The sequence below is a fragment of the Elongatibacter sediminis genome (genome assembly GCF_037892215.1).
Taxonomy (GTDB): domain Bacteria; phylum Pseudomonadota; class Gammaproteobacteria; order Xanthomonadales; family SZUA-36; genus Elongatibacter; species Elongatibacter sediminis.
In genome coordinates, this window is the sequence record NZ_JAZHOG010000008.1 from 163,964 (window position 1) to 189,368 (window position 25,405).

The 25,405-nt window shown below is 62.2% G+C and carries 24 protein-coding genes; 13 read left to right on the forward strand and 11 right to left on the reverse strand.

The genetic code is table 11. The features are described from left to right. Positions 1-139: 139 nt before the first annotated feature. The gene (gene gor / locus V3330_RS13010) at positions 140-1,495 is read left to right on the forward strand and encodes a glutathione-disulfide reductase (RefSeq protein WP_354695862.1); all 1,356 of its coding nucleotides are present in this window, start codon (positions 140-142) and stop codon (positions 1,493-1,495) included. A gap of 22 nt (positions 1,496-1,517) precedes the next feature. Next, positions 1,518-5,720: a S8 family serine peptidase gene (locus V3330_RS13015; protein WP_354695863.1), complete on the forward strand. Its 4,203-nt coding sequence runs from the start codon at positions 1,518-1,520 to the stop codon at positions 5,718-5,720. Between the two features lie 105 nt (positions 5,721-5,825). On the opposite strand, the gene kynU is transcribed toward V3330_RS13015, so the two are convergent. Further along, complete coding sequence (gene kynU / locus V3330_RS13020) at positions 5,826-7,121, reverse strand: kynureninase (RefSeq protein ID WP_354695864.1); 1,296 nt, start codon at positions 7,119-7,121, stop codon at positions 5,826-5,828. 149 nt (positions 7,122-7,270) lie between these two features. Here kynU and queA point away from each other — a divergent pair, with 149 nt between their 5' ends. From queA to V3330_RS13055, 7 genes are all read left to right on the forward strand, one after another. Next, entirely contained in the window at positions 7,271-8,287 is a 1,017-nt protein-coding gene (gene queA, locus V3330_RS13025) for a tRNA preQ1(34) S-adenosylmethionine ribosyltransferase-isomerase QueA (RefSeq protein ID WP_354695865.1), read from the forward strand. Positions 8,288-8,291: 4 nt separating this feature from the next. Beyond that, positions 8,292-9,398 carry a tRNA guanosine(34) transglycosylase Tgt gene (gene tgt / locus V3330_RS13030; RefSeq protein WP_354695866.1) on the forward strand — a complete coding sequence of 369 codons (1,107 nt, stop codon included), beginning with the start codon at positions 8,292-8,294 and terminating at the stop codon, positions 9,396-9,398. A 266-nt stretch (positions 9,399-9,664) separates the two neighbouring features. After that, positions 9,665-9,994, forward strand: coding sequence for a preprotein translocase subunit YajC (yajC, locus tag V3330_RS13035; RefSeq protein WP_354695867.1), 330 nt, complete (start codon positions 9,665-9,667; stop codon positions 9,992-9,994). Between the two features lie 40 nt (positions 9,995-10,034). Next, the gene (secD, locus tag V3330_RS13040) at positions 10,035-11,867 is read left to right on the forward strand and encodes a protein translocase subunit SecD (RefSeq protein WP_354695868.1); all 1,833 of its coding nucleotides are present in this window, start codon (positions 10,035-10,037) and stop codon (positions 11,865-11,867) included. Positions 11,868-11,875: 8 nt separating this feature from the next. Next, positions 11,876-12,847, forward strand: coding sequence for a protein translocase subunit SecF (gene secF, locus V3330_RS13045; protein WP_354695869.1), 972 nt, complete (start codon positions 11,876-11,878; stop codon positions 12,845-12,847). A gap of 100 nt (positions 12,848-12,947) precedes the next feature. Beyond that, positions 12,948-13,937, forward strand: a complete 990-nt coding sequence (locus V3330_RS13050; protein ID WP_354695870.1) for an aspartyl/asparaginyl beta-hydroxylase domain-containing protein — start codon at positions 12,948-12,950, stop codon at positions 13,935-13,937. A gap of 7 nt (positions 13,938-13,944) precedes the next feature. Then, positions 13,945-14,838 (forward strand): sulfotransferase family protein, encoded by an 894-nt coding sequence (locus tag V3330_RS13055; RefSeq protein ID WP_354695871.1) that lies wholly within the window; start codon positions 13,945-13,947, stop codon positions 14,836-14,838. Positions 14,839-14,887: 49 nt separating this feature from the next. On the opposite strand, the gene V3330_RS13060 is transcribed toward V3330_RS13055, so the two are convergent. Both V3330_RS13060 and V3330_RS13065 read right to left on the reverse strand, forming a co-directional pair. Then, positions 14,888-15,508 (reverse strand): hypothetical protein, encoded by a 621-nt coding sequence (locus V3330_RS13060; protein ID WP_354695943.1) that lies wholly within the window; start codon positions 15,506-15,508, stop codon positions 14,888-14,890. A gap of 243 nt (positions 15,509-15,751) precedes the next feature. Further along, a complete protein-coding gene (locus tag V3330_RS13065; protein WP_354695872.1) occupies positions 15,752-16,555 on the reverse strand; it encodes an inositol monophosphatase family protein in 804 nt (267 codons plus the stop codon). Between the two features lie 78 nt (positions 16,556-16,633). Here V3330_RS13065 and V3330_RS13070 point away from each other — a divergent pair, with 78 nt between their 5' ends. Both V3330_RS13070 and V3330_RS13075 read left to right on the forward strand, forming a co-directional pair. Further along, positions 16,634-17,374 (forward strand): RNA methyltransferase, encoded by a 741-nt coding sequence (locus V3330_RS13070; protein WP_354695873.1) that lies wholly within the window; start codon positions 16,634-16,636, stop codon positions 17,372-17,374. Next, positions 17,367-18,329: an alpha/beta fold hydrolase gene (locus tag V3330_RS13075; protein WP_354695874.1), complete on the forward strand. Its 963-nt coding sequence runs from the start codon at positions 17,367-17,369 to the stop codon at positions 18,327-18,329. Before V3330_RS13070 ends, V3330_RS13075 begins: the two co-directional genes overlap by 8 nt. A 39-nt stretch (positions 18,330-18,368) precedes the next feature. On the opposite strand, the gene V3330_RS13080 is transcribed toward V3330_RS13075, so the two are convergent. Continuing rightward, positions 18,369-19,016 (reverse strand): pyridoxamine 5'-phosphate oxidase family protein, encoded by a 648-nt coding sequence (locus V3330_RS13080; protein ID WP_354695875.1) that lies wholly within the window; start codon positions 19,014-19,016, stop codon positions 18,369-18,371. Between the two features lie 164 nt (positions 19,017-19,180). Between V3330_RS13080 and V3330_RS13085 the strand changes: the two genes are divergently transcribed. Further along, positions 19,181-19,561: an MGMT family protein gene (locus V3330_RS13085; protein WP_354695876.1), complete on the forward strand. Its 381-nt coding sequence runs from the start codon at positions 19,181-19,183 to the stop codon at positions 19,559-19,561. A gap of 202 nt (positions 19,562-19,763) precedes the next feature. Beyond that, positions 19,764-20,300 carry a TlpA family protein disulfide reductase gene (locus V3330_RS13090; RefSeq protein ID WP_354695877.1) on the forward strand — a complete coding sequence of 179 codons (537 nt, stop codon included), beginning with the start codon at positions 19,764-19,766 and terminating at the stop codon, positions 20,298-20,300. A 68-nt stretch (positions 20,301-20,368) separates the two neighbouring features. Here the strand turns inward: V3330_RS13090 and fghA are convergent, their stop codons facing one another. From fghA to V3330_RS13125, 7 genes are all read right to left on the reverse strand, one after another. Beyond that, positions 20,369-21,205 (reverse strand): S-formylglutathione hydrolase, encoded by an 837-nt coding sequence (fghA, locus tag V3330_RS13095; RefSeq protein ID WP_354695878.1) that lies wholly within the window; start codon positions 21,203-21,205, stop codon positions 20,369-20,371. 8 nt (positions 21,206-21,213) lie between these two features. Beyond that, the gene (locus tag V3330_RS13100) at positions 21,214-22,323 is read right to left on the reverse strand and encodes an S-(hydroxymethyl)glutathione dehydrogenase/class III alcohol dehydrogenase (RefSeq protein ID WP_354695879.1); all 1,110 of its coding nucleotides are present in this window, start codon (positions 22,321-22,323) and stop codon (positions 21,214-21,216) included. Between the two features lie 118 nt (positions 22,324-22,441). Further along, a complete protein-coding gene (locus V3330_RS13105) occupies positions 22,442-22,843 on the reverse strand; it encodes a hypothetical protein (protein ID WP_354695880.1) in 402 nt (133 codons plus the stop codon). A gap of 138 nt (positions 22,844-22,981) precedes the next feature. Next, a complete protein-coding gene (locus V3330_RS13110; protein ID WP_354695881.1) occupies positions 22,982-23,281 on the reverse strand; it encodes an encapsulin-associated ferritin-like protein in 300 nt (99 codons plus the stop codon). Between the two features lie 30 nt (positions 23,282-23,311). Continuing rightward, positions 23,312-24,154: a mechanosensitive ion channel family protein gene (locus V3330_RS13115; protein WP_354695882.1), complete on the reverse strand. Its 843-nt coding sequence runs from the start codon at positions 24,152-24,154 to the stop codon at positions 23,312-23,314. A gap of 34 nt (positions 24,155-24,188) precedes the next feature. Continuing rightward, positions 24,189-24,596, reverse strand: coding sequence for a hypothetical protein (locus V3330_RS13120; protein ID WP_354695883.1), 408 nt, complete (start codon positions 24,594-24,596; stop codon positions 24,189-24,191). 37 nt (positions 24,597-24,633) lie between these two features. Further along, complete coding sequence (locus tag V3330_RS13125) at positions 24,634-25,401, reverse strand: SDR family NAD(P)-dependent oxidoreductase (RefSeq protein WP_354695884.1); 768 nt, start codon at positions 25,399-25,401, stop codon at positions 24,634-24,636. Positions 25,402-25,405 lie beyond the last annotated feature (4 nt).

Consider the following 25,405-nt stretch of genomic DNA (forward strand, 5'->3'; position numbering starts at 1 on the left):
GATCCGATGGAGCGGATGGAGTGCCCGGGTTTCCCGCCTGTTGTCGTTGAGTGCGTCCGGTGTGTCGGGTGTGTCGGCGCCACCGGGCTGATAGGCTACGCCTCCCGTATCGGTATGCGGAGGATGGAGTAAAGGCTACATGACGAATTTTGACTACGACCTGTTTGTGATCGGCGCCGGTTCCGGTGGTGTTCGCGCCGCGCGCATCGCGGCGGCCCACGGAGCGCGGGTGGGGATCTGCGAGGAAAGCCGGGTTGGCGGTACCTGTGTGATCCGGGGTTGCGTGCCCAAGAAACTGATGGTGTACGCGTCGCATTTCGCGGAGGACTTCGAGGATGCGGCCGGCTATGGCTGGAACGTGGGTTCGGCACGGTTCAGCTGGCCGCAACTGATTGCCGCCAAGGATCGGGAAATCGACCGGCTGAATAGCGTGTATCTGCGGCTACTGGAGGAATCGGGCGTCACGCTCTATCCGGTGACCGGCACCTTCGAGGACGCGCATCATCTGCGCCTGGGCGACCAGGTGGTCAGTGCCGAACGCATCCTGATCGCCACCGGGGGCCACCCGTGGATGCCGGATATTCCGGGGTCCGAACTGGCCATTACATCGGACGACGTGTTTCATCTGCCGGACCTGCCGCGCCGGATCGTCGTGGTGGGTGGTGGCTACATCGCCATCGAATTCGCTGGCGTGTTCAACGGACTGGGTTCGGAGGTGGTTCAGGTGTACCGCGGCGACCGGCTGTTGCGCGGGTTCGACGGCGACGTCCGGAATTTTGTGGGCGAGGAAGTCTGCCGCAAGGGCATCGACCTGAAATTCGAATGCAATGTCAGCGCCATTGAACAGGAGAATGGTGCTCTCCGGGTCGCCCTGGACAACGGGGAAACCCTGATGGCCGACCAGGTCCTGTTCGCGACCGGTCGGGTGCCCAATGTGCGCGGATTGCACCTGCCAGCCGCCGGCGTCGACATGCACCCGGGCGGATGGGTGCTGGTGGATGAATTCTCGCGGACCAATGTGCCGCACATCTTCGCGGTGGGTGATGTGACCAACCGGGTGAACCTGACCCCGGTGGCCATCCATGAGGGTCACGCGTTCGCCGACACGGAATTCGGCGGTCAGCCTCGCTGCGTCAGTCACGATTATGTTCCGTCGGCGGTATTCAGTCAGCCTCCGGTGGGAACCGTAGGGCTCAGCGAGGAGGACGCACACACGCATTTTGGCGAGATCGACGTCTATAAATCCACGTTCCGGCCGCTCAAGCACACCCTCACAGGACGTGACGAACGCATGTTGATGAAACTCATCGTGGACAAAGAGACTCAAAAGGTCATCGGTGTCCACGTGGTGGGCATGGACGCGGCCGAGATTGTTCAGGGCTTCGCCGTGGCAGTAAAATCAGGTTTGACCAAGGAACAATTTGACGCGACCGTCGGTATTCACCCCACAGCGGCGGAAGAGTTGGTCACCATGCGTACTCCGGTGGGAGACTGAGTTCACGGACGAGGCACGAAGTATGAGTAGTTCGAATCGGTTATTTCGCATCCTGGCCGGCGCTTTGACGTTGGCTATGACCGCCACGGTTCCCGTTCACGCTGCCGGTGAGCGGGTGGAAGGGTTGCAGCGTTACGTGGTCGAGTTTCAGGATGCGCCACTGGCGGCCTACGACGGCGGTGTGTTGATGCTGCCGGATGCGGCCGGTAGCGAGCGTCTTGAGGCCACCAGTCCCACCGTGACGGGGATGGGTAAACTCAATGTCCGCTCTCCCCGGTCCCAGGCCTATCTGCGCTACCTCGATGACACCCACGGCGCCTTCCGACTCGAAGCCGCACAGTTGCTGGGCCGGACTGTCGATCCGGTGCATGTGTATCGCAATGCTCTCAATGGCATGGTCCTGGACCTTACACCGGCCGAAGCCGCTGAACTTTCCGGGTCGCCGATGGTGCGCTCGATCGCGGCGGATACCCGGCACCGTCTTGAAACCGATGCGGGTCCGGAATGGATGGGTGCCGGCTCGTTGTGGAACGGCACGGCAGGCTTCCCCGCGAGTGAGGGTGAGGGCGTGGTGGTCGGCGTGATCGATTCCGGCATCAACTGGGATCATCCATCGTTCGCGGACCCGGCCAACGACGGTCATAACCACGTCAATCCATTCGGTGACACGCTTGGGTTGTGCGAGATGGAAGATGTGCCGTGCAACAACAAGCTCGTGGGGGTCTACGATTTCGTCGAGGACGATCCGGGCACGAGCGATGTGGTCGAAGAAAACACCAATGGCAAGGACAACTCCGGTCACGGTTCGCACGTGGCCGGAATCGCCGTGGGCAACCGGATCAACGTAACCCTCAACGGAACGGTCAATACCCGGCTGTCGGGGGTCGCGCCCCATGCCAACCTGGTGGCCTATCGGGTGTGCTATATCGGCGACCCCCCGGCGGACGATGGCGGTGGATGCCTGGGTTCGGCCATCCTGTCGGCCATCGACCAGGCCATCGCCGATGGTGTGGATGTGATCAATTATTCGATTGGGACCGACGCGTTCAGCCCCTGGAGCCCCGGCAGTATCCCAATCGCGTTTCGCAACGCCCGCAATGCCGGCATATTCGTGGTGACCTCCGGCGGTAATTCCGGTCCGAATCCGGGAACGGTCGGATCGCCGGCGAATGCGCCGTGGGTGGTGGCGGCCGGAAACGCCACGCATAACCGCGTCTTCGGTAGCCTGGTCGAAAATCTCTCGGGCGGCGTGAATCCGCCCGAGGATATCGTGGGCGCCAGCCTGAGCGGAGGGATCGGTACACGTCCCATCGTTCATGCCAAGGACTTCGGGTTTCCGCTGTGCGGTACCGGGCCGGCCGAATTGGGCTCCTCCTGCGGTGACAACACGGGTGCCAGCAACCCCTGGCAGGGCCAGACGCCGTTCAACGGTGAAATCGTGGTGTGTGACCGCGGCACCTACGGTCGGGTGGAGAAGGGCAAGAATGTGATGCTGGCCGGTGCCGGCGGCTTCATCCTCGCCAATACGGACGCCGAGGGTGAAAGCATCGTGGCGGATGATCATTGCCTGCCGGCGAGCCATATCGGAGCCGCGGACGGCAATACCATGCGTACCTGGCTGGATTCCGGGGCCAACCACCAGGGCGGCATATCGGGCTTCGTGCTGGCCGAAGCGGACCGATTCGGCGACCAGTTGAGCGCCAGCAGTTCACGCGGCCCGGTGCTCGAGCCGGTGCAGGATACGCTCAAGCCCAACGTGATCGCACCGGGAACGTCCATCCTGTCGGCTTCGGAAGTGGAGCAGCAGTTCACGGTGTTGTCCGGAACATCCATGGCCTCGCCGCACGTCGCGGGTGCTGCGGCTTTGTTGCTGTCGGTGAATCCGTCCTGGAGCCCGGCCCAGATCGCCTCCTCGCTTGAACTGACGGCAAGTGCCGATCTGGCCACGGACATCGATGGCGAAGCGGCCAATCCGCATGAACGTGGAGCAGGCAGGCCCCAGCTCGGCGATGCGGCCAATGCCGGTTTCTTCCTCGACGTGAGTAACCAGGAATTCGTCAATGCGAATCCGTCACTGGGCGGAGAGCCGCGTGACCTGAATCTGCCGGCGCTGGTTCATTCGGCCTGCGCGGGTACATGCTCGTTCCAGCGCACGGTCACGGATCAGATGGGGGGTGGCAGTTGGAGTTACTCGGCCGTGCATTTTCCCGCGGGTACCGGTGTGACCGTGACGCCCGCCAATTTCACCTTGAGCAACGGCGGTTCGCGAACGCTGGACATCGAAATCGATGTCGAGTCATCGGGCATCGTCGGCGAATGGGTGTACGGCGATGTCGTGTTTTCCGCCGCGGGCTCGCCTGATCTGGTGATGACAGTGGCTGTTTATGCCAGCGGCGGCGACCTGCCCGATGTGTGGTTTATCGACGATGACCGCAGCACCGGATGGACGGACTTCCAGTTGTCCGATCTCGCGGCCATGCCCGATGCGACCTTCCTGAGTGGCGGACTGGTCGCCCCGACGCGGACGGTGCAAAACCTGATGCAGGACCCGACAGCCAGCGATCCGGCTGTTGAAAAAGGCCGCCTGCCACGAACCGAGAACGAAGACCCCTTCGATGGTGGGTCGGGAGTCTTCACGGTATGGCACAACCTGCCTCAAGGCGGCTTGTGGCTGCATGCGGAAACCCTTGCTTCCACGGCGGCCGATCTCGACCTGTTCGTCGGCCGCGATGACAACCTGGACAATGACGCCGACGAAAACGAGGTGCTGTGCGAGAGCACGACATCCGGTGACATCGAAAACTGCGATCTGTACAACCTGGAGCCCGGCAACTACTGGATCGTGGTGCAGAACTGGGACGGTACCCAGAACGGGGGTGACGAGGCCACCTTGCTCAGCGCCGCCGTCGATGCATCGGATGGATCGCGCCTGGTCGTCAGCGGTCCGGGCATAGTCGGCAAGAATGACGAATTCACGCTGCGCGCGAGTTGGAGTGACATTTCGGCGCTGCCCGGCGAACAAGTGCTGGGCGCCATTGGAATCGGTACCCGACGTGATGTTCCCAATAACATCGGCGTGATCCCGGTGCGCTTCAACCGAACCGGCATCGCTACGCCCCAGACCCTGCCCCTGTTCGCCGGGGAGACCCAGCGGTTCGCGTTGGCGGGCAATGCGCAGCACGACCGCATCTTCATTGATATCCCGCCCGGTGTGACTGCTCTGGACGTGTCCGCGCAGGGCCGCAACTCCAGCCAGAGCGACGCGCTGAGCCTGGAACTGTTCCGCCAGGACTTCGGCACGGCCCTCGACAACCCGCCTTTCGACGAGAACCCCGGAGGCCTGGCCGCGGCCGGATCCGCGAACGGGTCCGGTGGCAACGGGCCACAGGTTTCGCTGAACGGAACCGTCACGCCTGGACGTTATTTCGTACGCGTCAGCAATGGCAGCGGCAGCCCGGCCGCGGTCAGCCTGCTGGCCAGCGTGTCTTCGTCGACTTCGACGCTCACACCGCACCGGGGCCTGTGGGATTTCGACCGTGGAATCGCCCAGGGCGCCGAGTGGAATGCCGTTGGTGACTTCCGGTTCGCCGTCTGGTACGCCTACGACAAGGCGGGCCAGCCCACGTGGTACATCGCCAGCGGGCCGGAGCAGGTCGGGAACATCTGGGTCGCGGATCTGTTGCGGGTGACCAACGACGGCAGCGAGCAGCAGGAGAAACGCGTCGGACGGCTGGCCATGACCTTCCTCGCCGACAATGAAGTCATCATGGCGTACTCGGTGCTCGGTGCCGCCGGATTCGATCCGATGCATCCGAACGGTCCCAACACCTGTCCCGACATCGGAGGGCTCAAGAGCTATACCGGCCACTGGTACCGGGGGGTGAGCGGGCTCGGCGGATCAACCGTTCTGGTGTACGCATCGGCACAGGCCCAGGTTCATTACCTGTTTGATGCGGTGGGCGTGCCGCGCTGGGTGCTGGCGGCGGACGACGGCAATCAGTCAGCCACGGCCGAGGTCATTCCGATGCTGCAGTTCGAGGGTTTTTGCGCCACCTGTGCGCCCACGGCCGTCGATTTCGACACGATGGGCACCGTGACGCGTACCTTCGGCACGCAAACCAGCGGTAGCTGGACGCTGGACATCGGTCTGCTGCCGCCCTTGTCGCAGACGGTTAACCGTACCGACAGCATCGAGAAATTGTCAGACACCCTGGCCTGTCCCTAAGGGTCGTTCAACGCTGTCTCGCGGGCTGCCCGGGTTGCCGGGCACCCGCAGCTTTCTGATTCGGGGAAGGGATGAATCCGGATGTGCGATCGGGTTGCGAGCGGCTCAGTTCTTTCTGTCGGCCCAGGTCCGTATCAGGGCGACCAGGCGCGCGCAGTCTTCGTAGCGATTGTAAAGCGGCACCGGAGCCACGCGGATCACGTCCGGCTCGCGCCAATCGGGCAGGGCGCCGGAATGTTCGAGACATTCGAACAAGGCCCGGCCTGCATCGCGCCCGGCTCGCACCCGCAGCGACAACTGGCATCCGCGCCGGTCGTCTTCGAGCGGGGTGATGATCTCGAGAACGTCGTCGAGTTCACGTTGAATGGCTGCGGCCAGCCAGCCCGTCATATCCAGTGATTTCGCCCGCAGACGGTCGAGTCCCGCCTCGGCAAACACCTGCAGCGAGCCCAGCAGGGGTGCGATCGCCAGGGTGGGGGGTGTTGACAGCACCCAGGCTTCGACGCCGGGCGCCGGGTCGAACTCCGGGGCCATGCGAAAGCGGGTTGCCAGGTCATTGCCGAACCAGCCGTTGAAACGGGGCAGGTCGGTCCGCCGGTCGTAGCGTTTGTTGACATACATTCCGGCAATCGCACCCGGCCCGGCGTTGAGGTACTTGTACGTGCACCAGGCTGCGAAGTCGCAGTCGCTCTCCCCCAGCGCCACCGGCACGTTGCCGATGGCATGGGCGAGGTCGAAACCGACCCGGGCGCCGGCTGCCCGCGAGGCGGCTGCAATGCGTGGCAGATCGAAAACCTGGCCGGTCGCGTACTGTACGCCGGGCCACAGGACCAGCGCCACGGTGTCGCCCGAGCGTTCCAGATAGTCCTCGATGTCCGTTTCGTCCAGCAAGCGGCGGCCGTCGGCGGATTCCAGTTCCACCAGACATTCATCCGGGTCCAGGCCGTGAAACCGAATCTGTGATTCCACCGCGTAGCGGTCCGAAGGGAACGCCTGTTTTTCGATGACGATGCGGGTGCGCCGTCCTTCGGGGCGGTAAAAACTGACCATGCCGAGGTGCAGATTGACGGTCAGTGTGTTCATCGCGATCACTTCGCCGGGTTCCGCGCCGGTGAGTTCAGCCAGTCCTTCGCGCAGCAGTTCGTGGTAGCGGGTCCAGGGCCGCTCACCGGTGAAATGCCCCTCCACTCCGCGTTCCTTCCAGGCCTGCATGACTTCGCCAAGGGCCGCTTCGGAGGCCTGGTGCAGCAGGCCCAGGGAGTTGCCGGTGAAGTAGAGTGTGTCGCTGCCGTCCGTATGGCGCGGAATGCTGAATCCCGAACGGAAATGACGCAGGGGATCGGCCGCATCGCGTTCTCTCGCCGCGGCGAGCAGATGTTGGGTCGGGTCACTCGGGTTCATGCGCGCTCCTGCAACGGGTTCCTCGAATCTACCGGGGAGAATAAAACAAGACACGGGTCAACGGGGCATGGATTGAGTCGATCACGCCGGATTTTTCTCTGTCGGGGTAGAATGCGGCCCCCTGGAACCCGAGTTCTGAATCGCCACCCATGCACCGCAGTGATTTTCAATACGACCTGCCGCCGGAGCTGATCGCGCAGCAGCCCCTGGCGCGCCGTTCCGACAGTCGCCTGCTGCAGGTCAGCCGCGGGAACGCTACCTTGTCCGATCGGGTGTTCCGGGATTTGCCGGAGCTCCTGGAGCCGGGTGACCTGCTGGTATTCAACGACACCCGGGTGCTGCCGGCGCGCCTGTTCGCCCGCAAACCTTCCGGAGGACGGGTGGAGATTCTGCTGGAGCGCCTGCTGGACGAGCAGCGGTGCATCGCCCAGCTGCGCGTCAGCAAGCCGCCGCGCGCGGGCGGCTCCCTGCTGCTCGAGGACGGCACCGAACTCGCGGTGGATGGCAGAGAGGATGCTTTTTTTCGCCTGCGCAGTCCGGCGGCGCCGCTGGCGGAGATCGTGGAGAAACTCGGCCATATGCCGCTGCCTCCCTATATCGATCGCGAGGACACCGCGGAAGACAGCGAACGCTACCAGACGGTCCTGGCGCAGAGGCCCGGCGCCGTGGCCGCGCCGACGGCCGGGCTGCATTTCGACACTGATTTGCTGGAACGTCTGGAGCGGCGCGGAATCCGCCGGTGTTCGGTCACCCTGCATGTGGGGGCGGGAACCTTTCAGCCGGTCAGGGCCGAACGCATCGAGGATCACCGCATGCATGCCGAATATCTCGAGGTTCCTGAGTCCGTCTGCGAAGCGGTTGCCGGGACCAAAGCCGGCGGTGGCCGGGTCATCGCGGTCGGTACCACTTCGGTCCGCAGCCTGGAGACGGCGGCCCGTGATGGCGGACTGCGGCCATACGCGGGCGACAGCCGATTGTTCATTTATCCTGGATTCGACTTCCGGGTGATTGACGGTATGATCACCAACTTCCATCTTCCCGAGTCCACGCTGCTGATGCTGGTCAGCGCATTCGCCGGTTTGGACACGATTCGATTCGCCTATGCCCACGCCATTGACGAGCAATACCGGTTTTTCAGTTACGGCGATGCCATGTTGTTGACCTGATGCCATGAATTTTCAGTTGATCCAAACCGATGGCCCGGCGCGGCGCGGTCGCCTGGAATTCGAGCGCGGCAGTGTCGAGACACCGGCCTTCATGCCGGTGGGCACCTACGGCACGGTCAAGGCCATGACGCCGGCCGAGGTACGTGGTACCGGTGCCGATATCATTCTCGGCAATACCTTCCACCTGATGTTGCGCCCCGGGGTCGACATTATCCGGGCACATGGTGATCTGCACGATTTCATGTGTTGGGACCGTCCCATCCTGACCGACTCCGGCGGGTTTCAGGTGTGGAGCCTGGCCGAGCGCCGCAAGATCACGGAACAGGGTGTGACCTTCGCCTCGCCGGTGGACGGATCGCGGGTGTTCCTGGGGCCTGAAGAATCGATGGCCGTGCAGCGCGCGCTGGGCTCCGACATCGTCATGGTGCTGGATGAATGCACCCCGTATCCGGCCACTGAATCCCAGGCCCGTTCGTCGATGGAGCTCTCGCTTCGCTGGGCCGAACGGTCGCGGCGTGCGCATGAAGGCAATCCTTCGGCGCTGTTCGGTATCGTGCAGGGTGGCATGTACGAGAATCTGCGCCGGGTTTCCGCCCGGGGATTGCAGGAAATTGGTTTCGACGGGTATGCCATCGGAGGCCTGTCGGTGGGCGAACCTGAGGCGGACCGCGACCGGGTGCTGGAATGCACCACGCCTGAGTTGCCGGAACACCGGCCCCGGTATCTGATGGGGGTGGGGCGGCCCGAGGACATCCTGGCCGGGGTGCAGCGTGGTATCGACATGTTCGATTGCGTGATGCCGACCCGCAATGCGCGTAACGGCTACCTGTTCACCAGCCGGGGCGTGATCAAGATTCGAAACGCCCGTTACGGGTCGGATACCCGGCCGCTCGATCCGGAGTGTGGCTGCGAGACCTGCCGGCTTTACTCACGGGCCTACCTGAAGCACCTGGAACGCTGCAACGAGATCCTCGGCGCCCGGCTGATGACCTTGCACAATCTTTATTTTTATCAGGAACTCATGCGCGGCATCCGTGCGTCCGTTGAAGCGGGGACGTTTGACGAATTCCGGCGGGGATTCCTGGACAAACAGGCAATGGGGCCGGAATAGGTGGTGCTTTCGCCGGTGCCCACGCGGTTTCGGCACCGTGCGGCGTGTGCGGTTTCGTGCTCGAGAAGGCGCCAATCGACCGGATGCGGTGCCTGACGGGGCGGGGGCGGGTCCGAACGAATCCACGGGGCATAGGCGGCTACCCGCGATTGATTTATAATGCCCGGCTTACCTGCGGGCCGGTCGTAGCCGAAGGGGTGAGCCGTCGATTGAATTGACCCAAACGGCCCCCATATCCGCACCATAACGCCAAGTAGAGGTTTTTCATGGATTTCTTCATTTCCAGCGCGTACGCACAGGCGCCGAGCGGCGGAGCGGAGGGCGGACTGCTCTCGTTCCTTCCCCTGATCATCATCTTCGTGGTGTTCTATTTCCTGCTCATTCGCCCGCAAACCAAGCGCGCCAAGGAGCATCGTCAACTGGTGGCCAATCTGTCCAACGGCGACGAGGTGGTGACCAACGGCGGAATGCTGGGACGGATCACCAACGTGGGCGAATCGTTCGTCACCGTCGAACTGGCTGACAATGTCAGCGTCAAACTGCAGAAACACGCAGTCGCCAGCGTCATGCCCAAGGGCACGATCAAATCGGCCTGAGTCGACCGGCCGGCCCCATTCTGCTTCCCGAGGCCAGAAAATGAATCAATACCCCGCCTGGAAGTACGCCCTTATTCTTGCCGTATTGTTGTGCGGCGCGATTTACGCGCTGCCCAATCTCTACGGCGAAGATCCGGCGTTGCAGGTTACCTCCGCGCGCGGCTTCGCGCTGCCGCTGGATCTCACGACGACCATCGATGATGCCCTGGTGGTCGAGAAAATCTCCTACAAGAGCCGCGAGCAGGCGGGCAACCGTCTTCTGTACCGTTTCAGTTCCGCCGAGGATCAATTGCTGGCGGCTGATGTGGTGAAGGCCAAGCTCGGAGAACAGTACATCGTGGCGCTCAACCTGGCCCATGCGACGCCGGACTGGCTGCGCGCGCTCGGCGGCAAGCCGATGACCCTCGGTCTGGACCTGCAGGGCGGTGTTCACTTTCTGATGCAGGTGGACATGGATACCGCACGGGGGCAGCAGCTCGACCGTTTCGTGGACGACATTCGTGTTGCGCTGCGTGACGAGAGCATCCGTTACGTCTCGGTTCGTCGTGAAGGCCAGGGATTACTGGCCCTGCTGCGTTCCGCGGAGGACCGCGATCGGGCGCTGAGCATTATCCGGGCCGACCAGAGCCTGCAGGGCCTGGACCTGGACGAAACCGAGACGGGTGAATACTTCGGCATCTCGGCGAAAGTTCAGGAACAGCAGCTGCTCGACCTGCAGCAAACGGCTTTGCGCCAGAACATCACCACCCTGCGCAACCGGGTAAATGAACTCGGCGTGGCCGAGCCCGTGATTCAGCAACAGGGCGCGGACCGGGTCGTTGTGCAGCTTCCGGGCGTACAGGATACGGTGCAAGCGAAGAAAATCATCGGTGCCACCGCCACCCTGGAATACCGTGCCGTGGACGAGCAGAACGATCCCTTCACGGCCGCACAGTCGGGGCGTGTGCCGCCGGAATCCCGCCTGTATTACGACAACACCGGGCAGCCGGTGCTACTCAAGAAGCGGCTTATCGTTTCCGGTGATCAACTCATCGGGGCTTCTTCCGGATTCGACCAGCAGACCGGCGAACCGCAGGTCAGCGTCACCCTGGATGGTGTGGGTGCCAAGCGCATGCTGGATTTCACCCGCGACAACGTGGGGAACCGCATGGCGGTGGTGTACATCGAGCAGAAGCCGGGTGGTCGCCGCACCGAGGAAGTCATCAGCGTGGCCGTTGTGCGTGAGCCTTTCGGCAAGCGGTTTCAGACCACCGGGCTCGACTCGATGGACGAGGCCAGCCAACTGGCGTTGCTGCTGCGGGCCGGCGCGCTCGCCGCCCCGATGGAGATCGTCGAGGAACGCACGGTGGGCCCGAGCCTGGGCGCGGACAACGTCGCCCAGGGCTTCAAGTCGGTCATGATCGGCTTCATCCTGGTATTGGTTCTGATGTCGCTTTACTACCGGGTGTTCGGCCTGGTGGCCGATCTGGCCCTGTTCACCAACCTGGTACTGATTGTTGCACTGCTGTCCATGCTGGGTGCGACGCTGACCATGCCGGGTATCGCGGGTATCGTTCTGACCGTGGGCATGGCTGTCGACGCCAACGTCTTGATCTACGAGCGCATCCGCGAAGAGATTCGCAACGGCAACACGCCTCAGGCCAGTATCCGGGCGGGTTACGACAAGGCTTTCTCGACCATCGCGGATGCCAACATCACCACTTTGATCGCCGCCTTCGTGTTGTTCCTGTTCGGTACCGGACCAATCAAGGGCTTTGCGGTCACCCTGTCGCTCGGCATCCTGACGTCGATGTTCACGGCCATCATGGGTACCCGTGCGGTGGTCAACCTGATATACGGCGGGCGTAAACGTATCGCCAAGCTGGCGATCTGAGGTCCAGAATGAAACTTCTCAAAGAGAAAACCCGTTACGATTTTCTGAAGTTCAGTTCAGCCGCGGTCATCGTGTCGGCCGCGCTGATCGTGCTCAGTATCGGTTCGCTTGCCACACGCGGGCTGAATTTCGGTCTCGACTTCACCGGCGGTACCCTGATCGAGGTCAGTTATCCCAAAGCGCCTCGCATTGCCGATGTTCGCGACAATCTGGAAAGCCAGGGGTTCGGCGACGCGGTGGTGCAGACTTTCGGGGCTGCCACGGACATTGTCGTTCGCATCCCCCCGCGCGACACCGACAGCGAAGACTCCGCCGGCTCCACTGAAGAAAGCAATGCAGAACTTTCAACCGAGGTTCTGGCGGCGCTGCAGCAGAATGTGGAGGGCACCGTTGAAATGCGCCGCGTTGAATTCGTCGGGCCGCAGGTCGGCCAGGATTTGACGGAGCAGGGTATTCTGGCCGTGGTTTATGCCCTGATCGGCATCTTCATCTACGTGATGTTCCGGTTCCAGTGGCGCTTCTCGGTAGGTGCCGTCGTGGCCGTGGTGCACGACATCCTCATCAGCATGGGCTTGCTTTCGCTGCTCCAGATCGAATTCGATTTGACGGTGGTGGCGGCGCTGCTGGCGGTTATCGGTTACTCGCTGAACGACACCATCGTGTTGTTCGACAGGATTCGTGAGAACTTCCCGCGCATGCGCAAGTCGTTGCCGAGGGATGTGATCAACGCGTCGATCAACGAGGTGCTGTCGCGCACGATCATGACCTCGCTGACCACCCTGTTGGTGTTGATCGCCCTGTTCATCTTCGGTGGCCAGATCATTCACGCATTCGCCTATACCCTGATCGTCGGCGTTGTCATCGGTACCTACTCGTCCATCTACGTGGCCTCGACCAGCCTGCTTTTCCTGGGGGTCAGCAAGTACGACCTGCTCGAAGTCGAAAAGGAAGGGGCCAACGCAGTCGACAGCCGGCCCTGACCGCCGCCGCGCAATCCCACACGGACCGGGCCGGAATCCTGACGCCCGGTCCGTGGCTCTCGGGTAGAATGACTCCAATGCCGTTCTCCGGCCCCGGATCATGAAACTGCCCCGCGAATTCATCCGCCTGCCGCTTACTTTCGACGCCGAACGCATGGCTGCGGAAGTCGCCGATCTGCCCGCGCAGGCCTGGCAGGCCCATCCCCTGAATTATTCGGGCAACTCCGCGGTGCCCCTGGTCTCGGTGAATGGCGAGGCGAACGACTTTTTCGCCGGCCCCATGGCCGAGACTCCCTGGTTGAAGCGTTCGCCCTATCTGCGCCAGATGCTGGCCAGCTTCGGTGTGGTATTCGGGCGCTCCCGGCTGATGGGGCTTGCCGGTGGTTCCGAGGTTCCGTTGCACTGCGACATCAATTACCACTGGTTCAGCCGGGTGCGAATTCACGTGCCCATCGTGACCTGGCCGGACGTGCGGTTTCATTGCCACGATCAGGCTATCCACATGGCTGCCGGAGAAGCGTGGATTTTCGACAACTGGAAAGTGCACCGCGTGGTCAATCCAACATCCGGGCTCCGGGTGCACCTGGTGGCGGACACCCTGGGGTCTTCGTCGTTCTGGAACCTGGTCGACGACGTACTTGCAGCAGATCAGCCGGGTTCCGAAGCACCCGCGATGCGCCAGGTTCCGTTTGACGATTCGAGCCTGCCGGAATTGCTGCTGGAGCAGGTGAATACGCCCGATGTGATGCACCCGTCGGAAGCGAACAACCTGACTGAAGACCTCATCCGCGACCTCGAGGCTTCGGGTGATCAAAATCCCCCGATTCAGGTGCGATCGTTCGTGCGGGCGGTGCGCGCCTTCTGCCAGGACTGGACGGCCCTGTGGGCCCGCTTCGGGGACGCGCGCGAGGCCTGGCCGCAATATGAACAGCGCCGCGACGCGTTGCTGCGTGAGTTGGTCGCGATGCGCAAACCGCTGGTTCTCGCCAGCAATGAACGCGTTGCCCAGAAGGTGATGCTGTCTCGTGTTCTGGTCGCCTGCGTACATCGGCCCTTGCCGGGAATGAACGAGATCCAGTTCGGGGGCTGATCCGGACATGAACACGCCGCCCGGCTCATTGCCCGATTTCGACCGACTCTTCGACCGGCCGGTGATCATCCTGGCGGCGCCGCGTTCCGGTAGCACACTGCTGTTCGAGACCCTGTCCCAGTCGCCGGATGTGTGGACCATTGGCGCTGAGAGTCACCACATCATCGAAAGCCTGCCGGCGTTGAATCCCAATGCCGGAAAAGTGACCGACAATCGCCTCGATGCCCGGCATGCGAGGCCGCGAATCGTAACGATGCTGCGACGGCGGTTCGCCCGTTTTCTGCGGGATCGTGATGGGCGGGAATTTTTTCATCACCGGGACAGGGAACGGTTGCGTTTCGTGGAGAAGACGCCCAAAAATGCGCTGCGGCAGCCGTTTCTCGACAGTGTTTTTCCCGGAGCCCGTTACATTTTCCTGTTCCGCGACGTGCGGGCGAACCTCAGCAGTATGATCGAAGCGTGGCGGTCCGGGCGCTGGGTCACCTATCCGAGACTCGGTGGCTGGGACGGCCCACCGTGGTCCCTGCTGCTGCCGCCGGGATGGCAGACGACGAACGGTCGGCCACTGGAGGAGATTTGTGCATTCCAGTGGGCGGCGGCGAACCGAACCATACTCGCTGACCTGTCGCGAATTGAGAAAGACCGCTGGATCAGCGTGAGTTACGAATCACTGACCGGTGCGACGCAAACCACCGTCGAACGGCTGTGCGAATTCGCAGAGCTGGAAATGGACGAACGATTCGAACGGCATCTGGGAGAACCCCTTCCCCTGTCCCGGATGACGCAGACGCGGCCCGATCAGGAAAAGTGGCGCCGGAACGAAGCACTGATCCAGCGTGTGCTTCCCTCGCTGGAAGATATCGAAAAGGAACTGGAGCCGCTGGGTTATCGGCGGGTATAAAAAAACCCCGCCAGGCCTGGGCCGGGCGGGGTGGTCATTCTGACCGGGATTATTTCTTCTTTGCGGACTTCTTGCGTGCAGCTTTCTTCCGCGTGGCCTTCTTCTTGCCGGCCTTCTTCGCTACTTTCTTGCTGGCGGCCTTGCGTGCAGGCGATTTCCGCGTAGCCGCGCGCTTGGCGGTTTTCTTGCGCGAAGCCTTTTTCGCTACCTTTTTCTTTGCGACTTTTTTCTTCGCAACTTTCTTTTTCGCGACTTTCTTCTTCGCGACTTTCTTTTTCGCTACCTTTTTCCGCGCGACTTTCTTCTTCGCAACTTTCTTGGCGGCCTTCTTCTTGGCTGCCTTGCGTGCCGGAGCTTTTCTCACCGGCGACTTCTTCGCGGCCGCGCGCCGGGCTGCTTTCTTGCGCACTGCTTTTTTCCGAACCACCTTCTTGCGCGCCGTTTTGCGGGCGGCAGCTTTCTTGGTTGCAGCTTTCTTGGCGGCTGCTTTCTTGCGTGCCGGCGCCTTCTTCACCGCGGTCTTCCTGGCGGCTGCGCGCTTGGTGGTCTTCTTCCGGGTGACTTTCTTTGCTGCGGTCTTGCGGGTCGCGGCCTTTTTGGCCGGAGACTTCTTCACGGCAGCCTTCTTCTTGGCCGCTGCTTTCTTGCGGGTTGCTTTCTTGGTAGCCATTGTTCACTCCTTCACAGGTCGGGCAATGTTTAAAGACCAGTCCGGTTGCTAGTCGCACCGATGCATTCCGTGGTCCTGGCGGCCATGCCCGTAAGACGATCGGAACAAGCGCGCGGAGCATCGACCACAGCATGATTATAAACTGCGCAATGCACGGCGCAACAATTCAAAGCAGGTGAATCACTGATTCGGATTGATTTTCCGGATGAAAGGCGGGTGAAAGCCGTGAATGGAAGATCAAAATCATCCTGTTCGGTCAGGCTGTTTCCACCGGGAATGGATCAGTTGTCGGAGCGGAGTCATTACCCGGTAGGGTGCGGCGATCAAGGTGCCGGCGTTTTCGACGTCGTCGTTGCCGTCAAAGTCCATCACGACACCACCGGCCTCGCGAACGATGAGGGCTCCTGCGCATACATCCCATGGGTGCAATCCGATTTCGAAGAAGCCGTCCAGTCTCCCCGCTGCGACCCAGGTAAGGTCCAGGCAGGCCGTTCCGGCACGGCGAAAATCCTCGACCTGCTCGAACACGGCCTGGAACACACGTCCATATCGCGGCAGTTTGGAGCGCTGGCGGAACGGAAAAGCGGTCGCCAGAATCGCACCGTCGAGATCGTTCCGGTTCGACACACGAATCCGCCGGTTGTTGAGTACGGCGCCGTTGCCTCTGCTGGCCGTGAAGAGTTCGTCGCGCATGGGATCGTAGACTACGGCATGTTCGGTTCGCCCCTTGACCTGCTGGGCGATGGAAACGCCGAAGTGGGGTAATCCGTGCAGGTAGTTACTGGTGCCATCCAGCGGGTCGATCACCCACACGATGTCGCCTTCTCCCGACTCGCCGCTCTCTTCGCACAGAAATGCGTGATCCGGGAAGTAACGGCGGATTTCCCGTACAATTTCGGCTTCGCAGGCACGGTCGACTTCGCTGACGTAGTCGTGCCGTGCCTTGTGTTGAAAGGGTATGCTGCCAACCTTGTCGAACTGGCGGCGCATCATTTCGCCGGCGGCCTTGGCCGCGCCAACGGCGACGTTGATTACAGAATGGGTCATGACTCGGTGTCGATGAGCGGGAAAGGCGGAGAGGATACCAGAAGCGCCGAAACGCTGTCCGCAGAAGCGACAGAGCGTATGGCCAGAGTGCGTGTGGTGCTGATCAACACAACGCACCCCGGCAACATCGGAGCCACCGCGCGGGCCATGAAAGTCATGGGTCTGACCCGGCTGCACCTGGTCACTCCCTTGCATTTCCCCCACGCGGATGCGACCGCGCTGGCGTCCGGCGCCGACGATGTGCTGCAGCATGCGCGCGTGCATGAGTCGCTGGATGGCGCCGTTGAGGGTTGTGGTCTCGTGCTCGGTACCAGCGCGCGCCTGCGCAGTCTTTCCATGCCCCAGCACGACGCGCGCGCGGCCGCGGGTCATGCCCTGGCCGAGGCGGGTGAATACGACATCGCCGTGCTGTTCGGGCGCGAGCGCTACGGACTGACCAACGAGGAAATGCAGCGGTGCCATCGGCTGGTGCACATCCCGTCGAATCCCGAGTACGGTTCGCTCAACCTGTCCCAGGCCGTGCAGATCCTGGCCTATGAACTCCGCCTTGCTGCGCTGGGCGGGGGAGGGCATTCCGAACAGCCGCTGGACTGGACACCGGTCGACGCGGTGCAGATGGGACGGTTTATCGAGCATCTGGAACAAACCCTGCTCGACGTGCGCTTCCTGAACCCCGCCCAACCCAAGCGTCTGATGATGCGCCTGCGGCGGCTGTTTAACCGTGCACGTCCGGATCAGAACGAAATGAACATACTGCGGGGGATTCTGACGGCCGCTCAGGAGGCGTCCCGTTCCGGCGAGCCTTTCGCGGGTGAGTGATCTGCCCGGCAGGCTGTGCGCCTGGGAGGCTTCCGGCCGGTTTTTCAGAGTGGACGGAATCCGGATATGGTATCGCTGTGTCGATCAGCTCGGGTTATCCGGTGTAGCCGAAGCGGACACAGATCATCGTCACGAGGGCGCTGACGACTCGCGCGCGTTGGTCGACCGGCCGGATTCCGGGCGCCCCTGGCTGGTCTGTTTCCATGGTTTTCCAACCAGCAGTTGGGACTGGCACCTGCTGTTGCCCCTGATTCAAGCAAATTACCGGATCCTGATATTCGACCTGCCGGGGTTCGGTCTTTCCGACAAACCCGTCGACCGGGACTATTCGCTGCTGACTCAGCTCGATGCCGTTGAAGCACTGCTGCATCACATGGATATCCAGCAGTTTCACATTCTGTCCCACGACATGGGCAACAGTGTCGTCTGCGAAATGCTGTACCGCCGTGAACAGGGCGACTACCCGTTCGAGCCGTTGACGGTCACCCTGCTCAATGGCGGCATCTACATGGACCTGCATCGTCCCTTGCTGACCCAGCGGCTGTTGCGGCAGCCCGTGATCGGGTCGCTGACCGCCCGCTTCAGCAGTTGGCGGGTGTTTCGTGCGCAATACCCCCGGGTTTATGCCGATCCGGAGCGGTTTGACGACGTCCACTACCGTGAACAGTGGGCGCTGATGTTGCACCATCGGGGACGAAGGACACTGGCCCGTGTTGCCGGGTACATGCGCGAACGCGTTCGCCGCGGCAGCCGCTGGACCCGGCCGCTGGAGCGATTGGACCGTCCGCTGCGGCTGGTATGGGGAAGCCGTGATCCCATCGCGGTGCCGGAGATCGCCGCGCGATTGGTGCGTCGCCGGCCTCAAACCCGGCTGCTTGCCCTGGACGGTGTGGGTCATTACCCGCAGATCGAGGCGCCGGAGGCCGTGGCTCGGGCTTTGCGGGAACGGTGTTAAACCGCCCGGACACGGCAGGCAGGGCTCGCGCCTTGCTGGTCAGAGCTCGCCCAGATAGTCCGGTAACGGGATGGCGGAATCCAGTTCCGGGTCTCGTATCGGTTCACCCGCTACGGTTCGCAATGGAACCACTCCCGCCCAGATTCCGGCGCCCAGATCCCGGGCGGGGTCATCGGGCGGGCCTTCGCTGATTTTGACCGTGAACACCTCCAGCGGTATCGCAAGTACCTGCGTCGCATTGATTTCCTGTGGTGTCGAGGCGCGCAGCTCCTCGCGGCGTCCCGGCAGCAGATGGTCGGTGAGCACCTCCAGGCAGCGGGCTTTTTCATCGGGATCCGTCACCGGACTGGCCCGGCCAAACACCATCAGGCTGCGGTAGTGCATCGACGAGTTGAAAGCCGAACGGGCCAGGACCAGGCCATCCAGGTGCGTGATCGTCACGCAGCAGGGCAGGCCCGAGGCGAGCTGTTGCATCAGTCGGCTGGCGACCGAGCCGTGCAACAGCAATTGATGCTGATCGCGGGCCACGGCCATGGGTACCACGTACGGTTGGCCCTCGTCCGCGAAGCCAACATGGCCGATGCGGGCCTCGTCGACGATGCTGCAGGCGAGTTGGAAGTCCCGGCTGCCTTTTTCCTTTAGGCGACGAAAACGCGTATCGGGTTTGGGTGCCGGTTTATCGGTCATGGATGCGCCCGTGGTGGATATGCAGGGATACTAACCCCGGGTCGCGGCGGATGAAAGATACAGAAGGTTTTGACGTATCGCGTTCCGTGTACAGGCGCGTCCCCGGCCTGCGGTGCATAATGAGTCCCTGTCCACGCGCCGAGAGATTGTTTCAAGCTGCGACCATGTCCGATAGCCGAACCACCAGGGAAAATGATTTCGGAACCTGGGTGAAAAATGTCTGGCAGGTGGTGGCCGGCATTCCGCGCGGCCACGTGCTGACCTATGGTGAAGTAGCCCGCCTGGCCGGCCCCGGTGGTTCTGCCAGGCGTGTCAGTCAGGCCATGCGGCGCGCGCCGCGGAAGCTGGCCCTGCCGTGGCATCGGGTCATCAACGCACAAGGCAGAATCTCGCTGCCGGCGGACAGCTCCGGACATCGCGAGCAGCGTGAACGGCTGGAACGGGAAGGGGTTCGTTTCGACGGCGATCGCATCGACCTGGACCGCTTCGGCTATGTGGGCGCACTGGATCAGTTGCTGTGGGGACCCCCCCCGGACCCGGAATGAACCCGGTCTCCACAATGCGGTCTGATTGCTCCATGGAAAGTTACAGGCATCCGGTTCGCGAGGGGTTCGGACACCCGGGGCTGGACGGCTCACGCTGCGTAATTGTCCCGTTCCGAAACGGCTGCACTTCCCCTGGCGTTGCGGTCCCGTCAACCCGAAAGACAAGCGTTCCCCCTGGCCGACCCGTGGGGGCCTTGGGCGAATGATGCCGCTCTCGCCAGCTCAGCTGTGGGCCAGACTGCGCGCACACTTCTGGCTGTCCCTGGCGTTTGACGTCACGGTTCTGCTGCTGGTGTTCGTCGCCATTCACGCCTGGCAGACCCGCGATCTGCCAATCGGGGAGCTGGCGCCGGCGGGCGTGATGCCGGCTTTGGACGGTTCCGGTTTACGGCAGCCGGTGCATTTGGGTGGTCCCGGCGTGGTCTATTTCTTCGCTCCATGGTGCGGCGTGTGCCGCTCGAGCATTGGCAATCTCGATGAACTGGTGGCGGACGGCACCCTGGATTGGGCGACTGCCGTCGCGCTGGACTATGCCGATCCGGCCGCGGTCGAAGCATTCGTGAAGGACACGGATCTGGCCGCTCCGGTTCTGCTGGGTGGAGCGGACACGATTGCTGGCTGGGGGATAGGCGCTTTTCCGACCTATTTTGTCATCGATGCTTCCGGCAACATCGCCAGCCGGTCCGTCGGCTATTCCACCCGGCTGGGTATGGAGGTTCGGGCCCGTCTGGCTCGCTGACACCGTGTGGCTGCGCAAGGGCTCCTCATCGCTCTGACGGTCACCGTCAGGCGATTCCGGCCCGGACTTCAGATCAGTCCGAAACCCCGTGCGTGATGGCGCAGGTGATCGCCGATGAAAGAAGCGATGAAATAGTAGCTGTGGTCATAACCATCCTGCATGCGCAGTTCAAGCGGATAATGGCTCGCGATGCAGGCCTGTTCCAGGGCGCCCGGCTTGAGCTGGTCGCCGAGAAATTCATCATCGCTTCCCTGGTCGACCAGGATCGGTACGGGGTCATTGGCTTCGCCGATCAACAACGCCGCGTCGTAGTCCTTCCAGTTTTCACGCGCCTCGCCGAGGTAAGCCGTAAATGCTTTTTGACCCCAGGCGCATTCCGATGGGTGGCAAATTGGCGCGAAGGCTGAAACCGAGGCGTAGCGGCCCGGATTGCGCAGATGGCAGACCAGTGCGCCATGCCCGCCCATGGAGTGACCGCTGATGCCGGGTTTGCCCGTGACCGGAAATTCGGCTTCGACCAGGGCCGGGAGTTCGGCGGTCACGTAGTCGTACATCCGGTAGTGCGCGGACCAGGGTGCCTCGGTGGCGTTGACATAGAATCCGGCCCCGGAACCCAGGTCATAGCTGTCGTGCTCGCCAGGCAGCTCCGTGCCGCGCGGGCTGGTGTCCGGGCAGACGATGGCGATGCCGAGTTCCGCGGCCAGGCGCTGGGCACCGGCTTTCTGCATGAAATTCTCGTCCGTGCAGGTCAGGCCCGAGAGCCAGTACAACACGGGGACGGGACCATCCGCCGCCTGGGGCGGCAGATAGATTCCGAAGACCATGTCGCAGCCGCAAGCCTCCGAGGCGTGACGGACACGCCGTACCTCACCTTCGAAGGAGCGATACCGAACTGCGATTTCCATGCCGGTGCTCAATACAGCACCACGGACCGGATGCTTTCGCCCTCGTGCATCAGGTCAAACGCATGATTGATTTCGTCCAGCCCCATGGTATGGGTGACCATTTCGTCGATTTTGATTTCGCCGGCGAGGTATCTTTCGACGTAGCCAGGCAGTTCCGTGCGGCCACGCACGCCGCCGAATGCGGTACCGCGCCAGACCCGGCCTGTCACCAACTGGAACGGCCGCGTGCTGATTTCCTGGCCGGCGCCGGCCACGCCGATAATGACCGACTCGCCCCAGCCCTTGTGGCAACATTCCAGCGCGGCGCGCATGACGTCGACGTTTCCGATGCATTCGAAGGAATAATCCGCACCGCCGTCCAGCAGGTCGACGATCACGTCCTGGACGGGCTGGTCATGATCCTTCGGGTTGACGAAATCCGTGGCGCCCAGACGCTTGGCCATGTCGAACTTGTCGGGATTGAGGTCGATGCACACGATGCGGCTGGCCCTGGCCATGACCGCACCCTGGATCACGCTGAGCCCGATGCCACCCAGGCCAAAAACCGCGACGGTGCTGCCGGGTTCCACTCCGGCCGTATTGAGCACGGCGCCAATGCCGGTGGTGATGCCGCAACCGAGCAGGCACACCTTGTCGAGCGGTGCGTCCTTGCTGATTTTCGCCAGCGAGATTTCCGGCAGCACGGTGTATTCGGAAAACGTCGATGTGCCCATGTAGTGATACAGGGTCTTACCATTGTGTGAAAACCGGCTGCTGCCGTCCGGCATCAGACCCTGGCCCTGGGTGGCGCGGATGGCCTGGCACAGGTTGGTCTTGCCGGACTTGCAGAATTTGCACTCGCGGCATTCCGGTGTGTAGAGCGGAATCACGTGGTCGCCGGGCTGGACACTGGTCACCCCGGGGCCGACTTCCTCGACGATGCCGCCGCCCTCATGGCCCAGGATCGACGGGAAGATGCCTTCCGGATCCGCGCCGGTCAGTGTGAAGGCGTCGGTATGGCAGACTCCGGTGGCAACCACCCGTACCAGGACTTCACCTTCCTTCGGCCCGGCCACGTCGATTTCCTCGATTTCCAGGGGTTTACCTGCCTCCCAGGCAACTGCAGCTCTCGATTTCATTGATTTTCTACCGGTCCGTCATGTGGGTTGAAGAGGCTAACTATAGCAACTCCAGCCAAACAGAAAAGGGCATACCGGAACGGGCCCCTGAATGGCCGCAACCTGCCGACGTCCAAGCCTATTTATTGATGAATGCGGTAATGACGCCGGTGAGAATCACGGCCACCGAATCGTAGGCGACCTGCTGGGAGGCCAGGGACGCCGGCATGGGTTGAACAGCGAAATAGATCAGGTAAATCGAAACCGTCATCAACAGCGCCAGCGCGATGCCGAAACGGATTCCCTGGCCCAGCCATGCGCGGCCGTGGCGTCCCATGCGGTAGATCCAGGTGATGCCGATGGCCATCGCAACGTGCCCGGCGAGCATGTAGGGAAAGTGCGCCATTTGGTCTGCCTCGGGCCGGTACAGATCGGTCAGCGCGGCGTATTGCGGTCCCAGCAGCATGCCGTGAACCAACATGCCGGCCAGCAGGGTCCAGACGAAGAGCACCACGACGGAAATGATGAATTGTTTGTTCATGTGCGACTCCCTTTTTCTTGATGATGGGTTTGGGTCGCACTAAGTATAGGTGGGCTTACGGAGTCTGCCTGGCGTGGCAGATCGTGATCCGGCCCCGCACTGCGCGGGGCCGGGATGGGCCGGGATAGGACGGCCGGTTCAGTCGTGGTCGTGGTGGTGACCGATTTCGCCTTCGGTGAACAGGTAATCCTTCAGTTCATCGTTCAACTTGGGGTCGCGGCGGCGGATCCATTCCAGGACCATGGCCGCGTGTTCCTTTTCTTCGTCGCGATTATGGGCCAGGATTTTTGCCAGTTCCGGGTCCTTGCAGGCATCAACCCGCTGGTTGTACCAGTCCACGGCTTCGAGTTCTTCCATCAGTGACACGATGGCCCGGTGCATGTCCCGGGTTTCGTCGCTCAGTTCCGCGACGGGTTCGTGATAGCCTTCGCTCGCCATTATCGGGGCTCCTCTTTGATTGTGTTTCGATTAGTTGGAATCGGAACCAGTGTCCGACTGAAACAGGTGTACATCGCGCTGTGGGAACGGGATGCTGCAGCCGGCGGCCTCGAGTTCCACCTTGCCGGTTTCCAGCAGGTCACCCCATACCGTCCAGTAATCCGCGGTCTTGACCCACGGGCGCACGGCGAAATTCACGCTGCTGTCACCCAGGCTTTTGACGAAAATTTTGGTTGCAGGCTCATCCAGAACCAGTGCGTGATCGCGGCAGATGCGCTCGAGAACCTCGCGCGCGGTCTTCAGGTCGTCTTCATAGCCGACGCCGAATTCCATGTCGACCCGGCGCTCGTCCTTGGCGCTGTAATTGACGATGGGGTCCGCGGCCACCTGGCCGTTGGGAATCACCACCTGTTTGTTGTCCGGCGTGACCAGCACGGTGTTGAATATCCGGACTTCCTCAACGGTGCCGGAGACGCCTGCCGCCTCGATGAAGTCACCCTTGCTGAAGGGGCGAAACAGCACGAGCATGATTCCGGACGCGAAATTGCCCAGGGAGTCCTTCATCGCCAAACCGATGGCCAGGCCGGCGGCACCGACCACGGCAACCAGTGAAGTCACTGGCAGACCGAGTTGGTCCAGGGCGGCGAGAATGACCGCCGTCAGCAGAATCGCATACAGCAGATTAGTCAGGAAGGCGACAAGTGTCTCGTCAACCTCGCGTGACTTCATCAGACGTTCGAGCCAGCGGACGAGCATGGCCGCGATCCATTTACCGACCAGGTAAATGACAATCGCAAACACGAGGTTGATTACCCAGTCCGTCAGTTGCGGTAGCAACTCCTCGCTGAGCAGGTACTCTTTGACGCTATCCATTCAAAACTCCGTTTGTTGTGCTTGCCGGGCCGGTTCAGGCCACGTCCTGACCGGGCTCCAGTGATTGTTCGATCTGATCGGCTGTCCGTGCAACGTGGCGCACGGTGTCGTCCAGTTCCTGGTCGACCAGGAAGGCATATGGCAGGTTTTCGCACATCTTGATGTAGGGCACACCCTCCAGATCACCGACGGCCAGATAGCCCACCCGCTGCATCAGATTGATGCGCAGACACTTTTCGGCCGACAGTCCGGAGAGCGGTGCGACCGGGGTTTCGACCCGCAGCACCCGGCGCCCGTCGCTGGTTTTCAGCTCGGCCAGAAACATGCTTTGGCGCCGGCCGGTTTCTTCAACCGTGTATTCGAAGCCGATGATGAACGGTTCGTCGATCTCCAGCGCATATGATTCCAGGATGTGCTGGCGTACTTTGGCAAAGGTTTCCATGCCTTGTTCCTCTGTTGAAAAGTCTGCAGGCCGGCCGCTATTTCGGTGCCAGGCGTACGCCGCCGTCGAGCCGGATGGTCGTGCCATTCAGGTAGATGTTCTCGACGATGTGTTCGACCGTAGCGGCAAATTCTTCGGGCTTGCCGAGGCGCGACGGGAACGGAATGCTCGCATTCAGTGACTCCTGAACGTGTTCCGGCATGCCGTCCACCATGGGGGTCCAGAAAATGCCCGGTGCGATCGACACGACTCGCACGCCGATGCGCGAAAACTCGCGGGCCATGGGCAGGGTCATGCCGACGATACCGCCCTTGGAGGCCGAATAGGCGGCCTGGCCGATCTGGCCTTCATAGGCCGCGACCGAGGCGGTATTGATGATCAGGCCTCGCTCACCGTCCTCGCCCGGTTCGTTCTGCTCCATCTTGTGCGCGGCGGCGCGGGCCACGTTGAAGCTGCCGATCAGGTTGATCATGATGGTGTTGGTGAAGAACGAAAGCGCCATCGGTCCGTCGCGACCGAGCACCCGGCCCGCCCCGATGATGCCGGCGCAATTGACGGCGAGGTTGAGGCCGCCGTTGGCCTGTTCGGCCTCGCCGACAGCCATGTCGATGGCGGACTCGGATGTGACGTCGGCGTGAATGAAGCAGGCCCGGTCGCCCAGCTCCTCGACGGCACTGGCGCCGGCTTCGTCGTTGAGGTCGATCAATACGACCCGGCCGCCGCCGGCGATGATGCGGCGGGCCACGGACAAGCCCAGGCCGGAAGCACCGCCGGTGACCAGCGCTTTGACTTCATTGAATTTCATCGGG

What these genes read in the sequence shown, in the direction of transcription:
- gor (WP_354695862.1), top strand. Translation starts at nt 140, where the DNA reads ATGACGAATTTTGACTACGACCTGTTTGTGATCGGCGCCGGTTCCGGT.
- V3330_RS13015 (WP_354695863.1), top strand. Translation starts at nt 1,518, where the DNA reads ATGAGTAGTTCGAATCGGTTATTTCGCATCCTGGCCGGCGCTTTGACG.
- kynU (WP_354695864.1), bottom strand. Translation starts at nt 7,121, where the DNA reads ATGAACCCGAGTGACCCGACCCAACATCTGCTCGCCGCGGCGAGAGAA.
- queA (WP_354695865.1), top strand. Translation starts at nt 7,271, where the DNA reads ATGCACCGCAGTGATTTTCAATACGACCTGCCGCCGGAGCTGATCGCG.
- tgt (WP_354695866.1), top strand. Translation starts at nt 8,292, where the DNA reads ATGAATTTTCAGTTGATCCAAACCGATGGCCCGGCGCGGCGCGGTCGC.
- yajC (WP_354695867.1), top strand. Translation starts at nt 9,665, where the DNA reads ATGGATTTCTTCATTTCCAGCGCGTACGCACAGGCGCCGAGCGGCGGA.
- secD (WP_354695868.1), top strand. Translation starts at nt 10,035, where the DNA reads ATGAATCAATACCCCGCCTGGAAGTACGCCCTTATTCTTGCCGTATTG.
- secF (WP_354695869.1), top strand. Translation starts at nt 11,876, where the DNA reads ATGAAACTTCTCAAAGAGAAAACCCGTTACGATTTTCTGAAGTTCAGT.
- V3330_RS13050 (WP_354695870.1), top strand. Translation starts at nt 12,948, where the DNA reads ATGAAACTGCCCCGCGAATTCATCCGCCTGCCGCTTACTTTCGACGCC.
- V3330_RS13055 (WP_354695871.1), top strand. Translation starts at nt 13,945, where the DNA reads ATGAACACGCCGCCCGGCTCATTGCCCGATTTCGACCGACTCTTCGAC.
- V3330_RS13060 (WP_354695943.1), bottom strand. Translation starts at nt 15,508, where the DNA reads ATGGCTACCAAGAAAGCAACCCGCAAGAAAGCAGCGGCCAAGAAGAAG.
- V3330_RS13065 (WP_354695872.1), bottom strand. Translation starts at nt 16,555, where the DNA reads ATGACCCATTCTGTAATCAACGTCGCCGTTGGCGCGGCCAAGGCCGCC.
- V3330_RS13070 (WP_354695873.1), top strand. Translation starts at nt 16,634, where the DNA reads ATGGCCAGAGTGCGTGTGGTGCTGATCAACACAACGCACCCCGGCAAC.
- V3330_RS13080 (WP_354695875.1), bottom strand. Translation starts at nt 19,016, where the DNA reads ATGACCGATAAACCGGCACCCAAACCCGATACGCGTTTTCGTCGCCTA.
- V3330_RS13085 (WP_354695876.1), top strand. Translation starts at nt 19,181, where the DNA reads ATGTCCGATAGCCGAACCACCAGGGAAAATGATTTCGGAACCTGGGTG.
- V3330_RS13090 (WP_354695877.1), top strand. Translation starts at nt 19,764, where the DNA reads ATGATGCCGCTCTCGCCAGCTCAGCTGTGGGCCAGACTGCGCGCACAC.
- fghA (WP_354695878.1), bottom strand. Translation starts at nt 21,205, where the DNA reads ATGGAAATCGCAGTTCGGTATCGCTCCTTCGAAGGTGAGGTACGGCGT.
- V3330_RS13100 (WP_354695879.1), bottom strand. Translation starts at nt 22,323, where the DNA reads ATGAAATCGAGAGCTGCAGTTGCCTGGGAGGCAGGTAAACCCCTGGAA.
- V3330_RS13105 (WP_354695880.1), bottom strand. Translation starts at nt 22,843, where the DNA reads ATGAACAAACAATTCATCATTTCCGTCGTGGTGCTCTTCGTCTGGACC.
- V3330_RS13110 (WP_354695881.1), bottom strand. Translation starts at nt 23,281, where the DNA reads ATGGCGAGCGAAGGCTATCACGAACCCGTCGCGGAACTGAGCGACGAA.
- V3330_RS13115 (WP_354695882.1), bottom strand. Translation starts at nt 24,154, where the DNA reads ATGGATAGCGTCAAAGAGTACCTGCTCAGCGAGGAGTTGCTACCGCAA.
- V3330_RS13120 (WP_354695883.1), bottom strand. Translation starts at nt 24,596, where the DNA reads ATGGAAACCTTTGCCAAAGTACGCCAGCACATCCTGGAATCATATGCG.
- V3330_RS13125 (WP_354695884.1), bottom strand. Translation starts at nt 25,401, where the DNA reads ATGAAATTCAATGAAGTCAAAGCGCTGGTCACCGGCGGTGCTTCCGGC.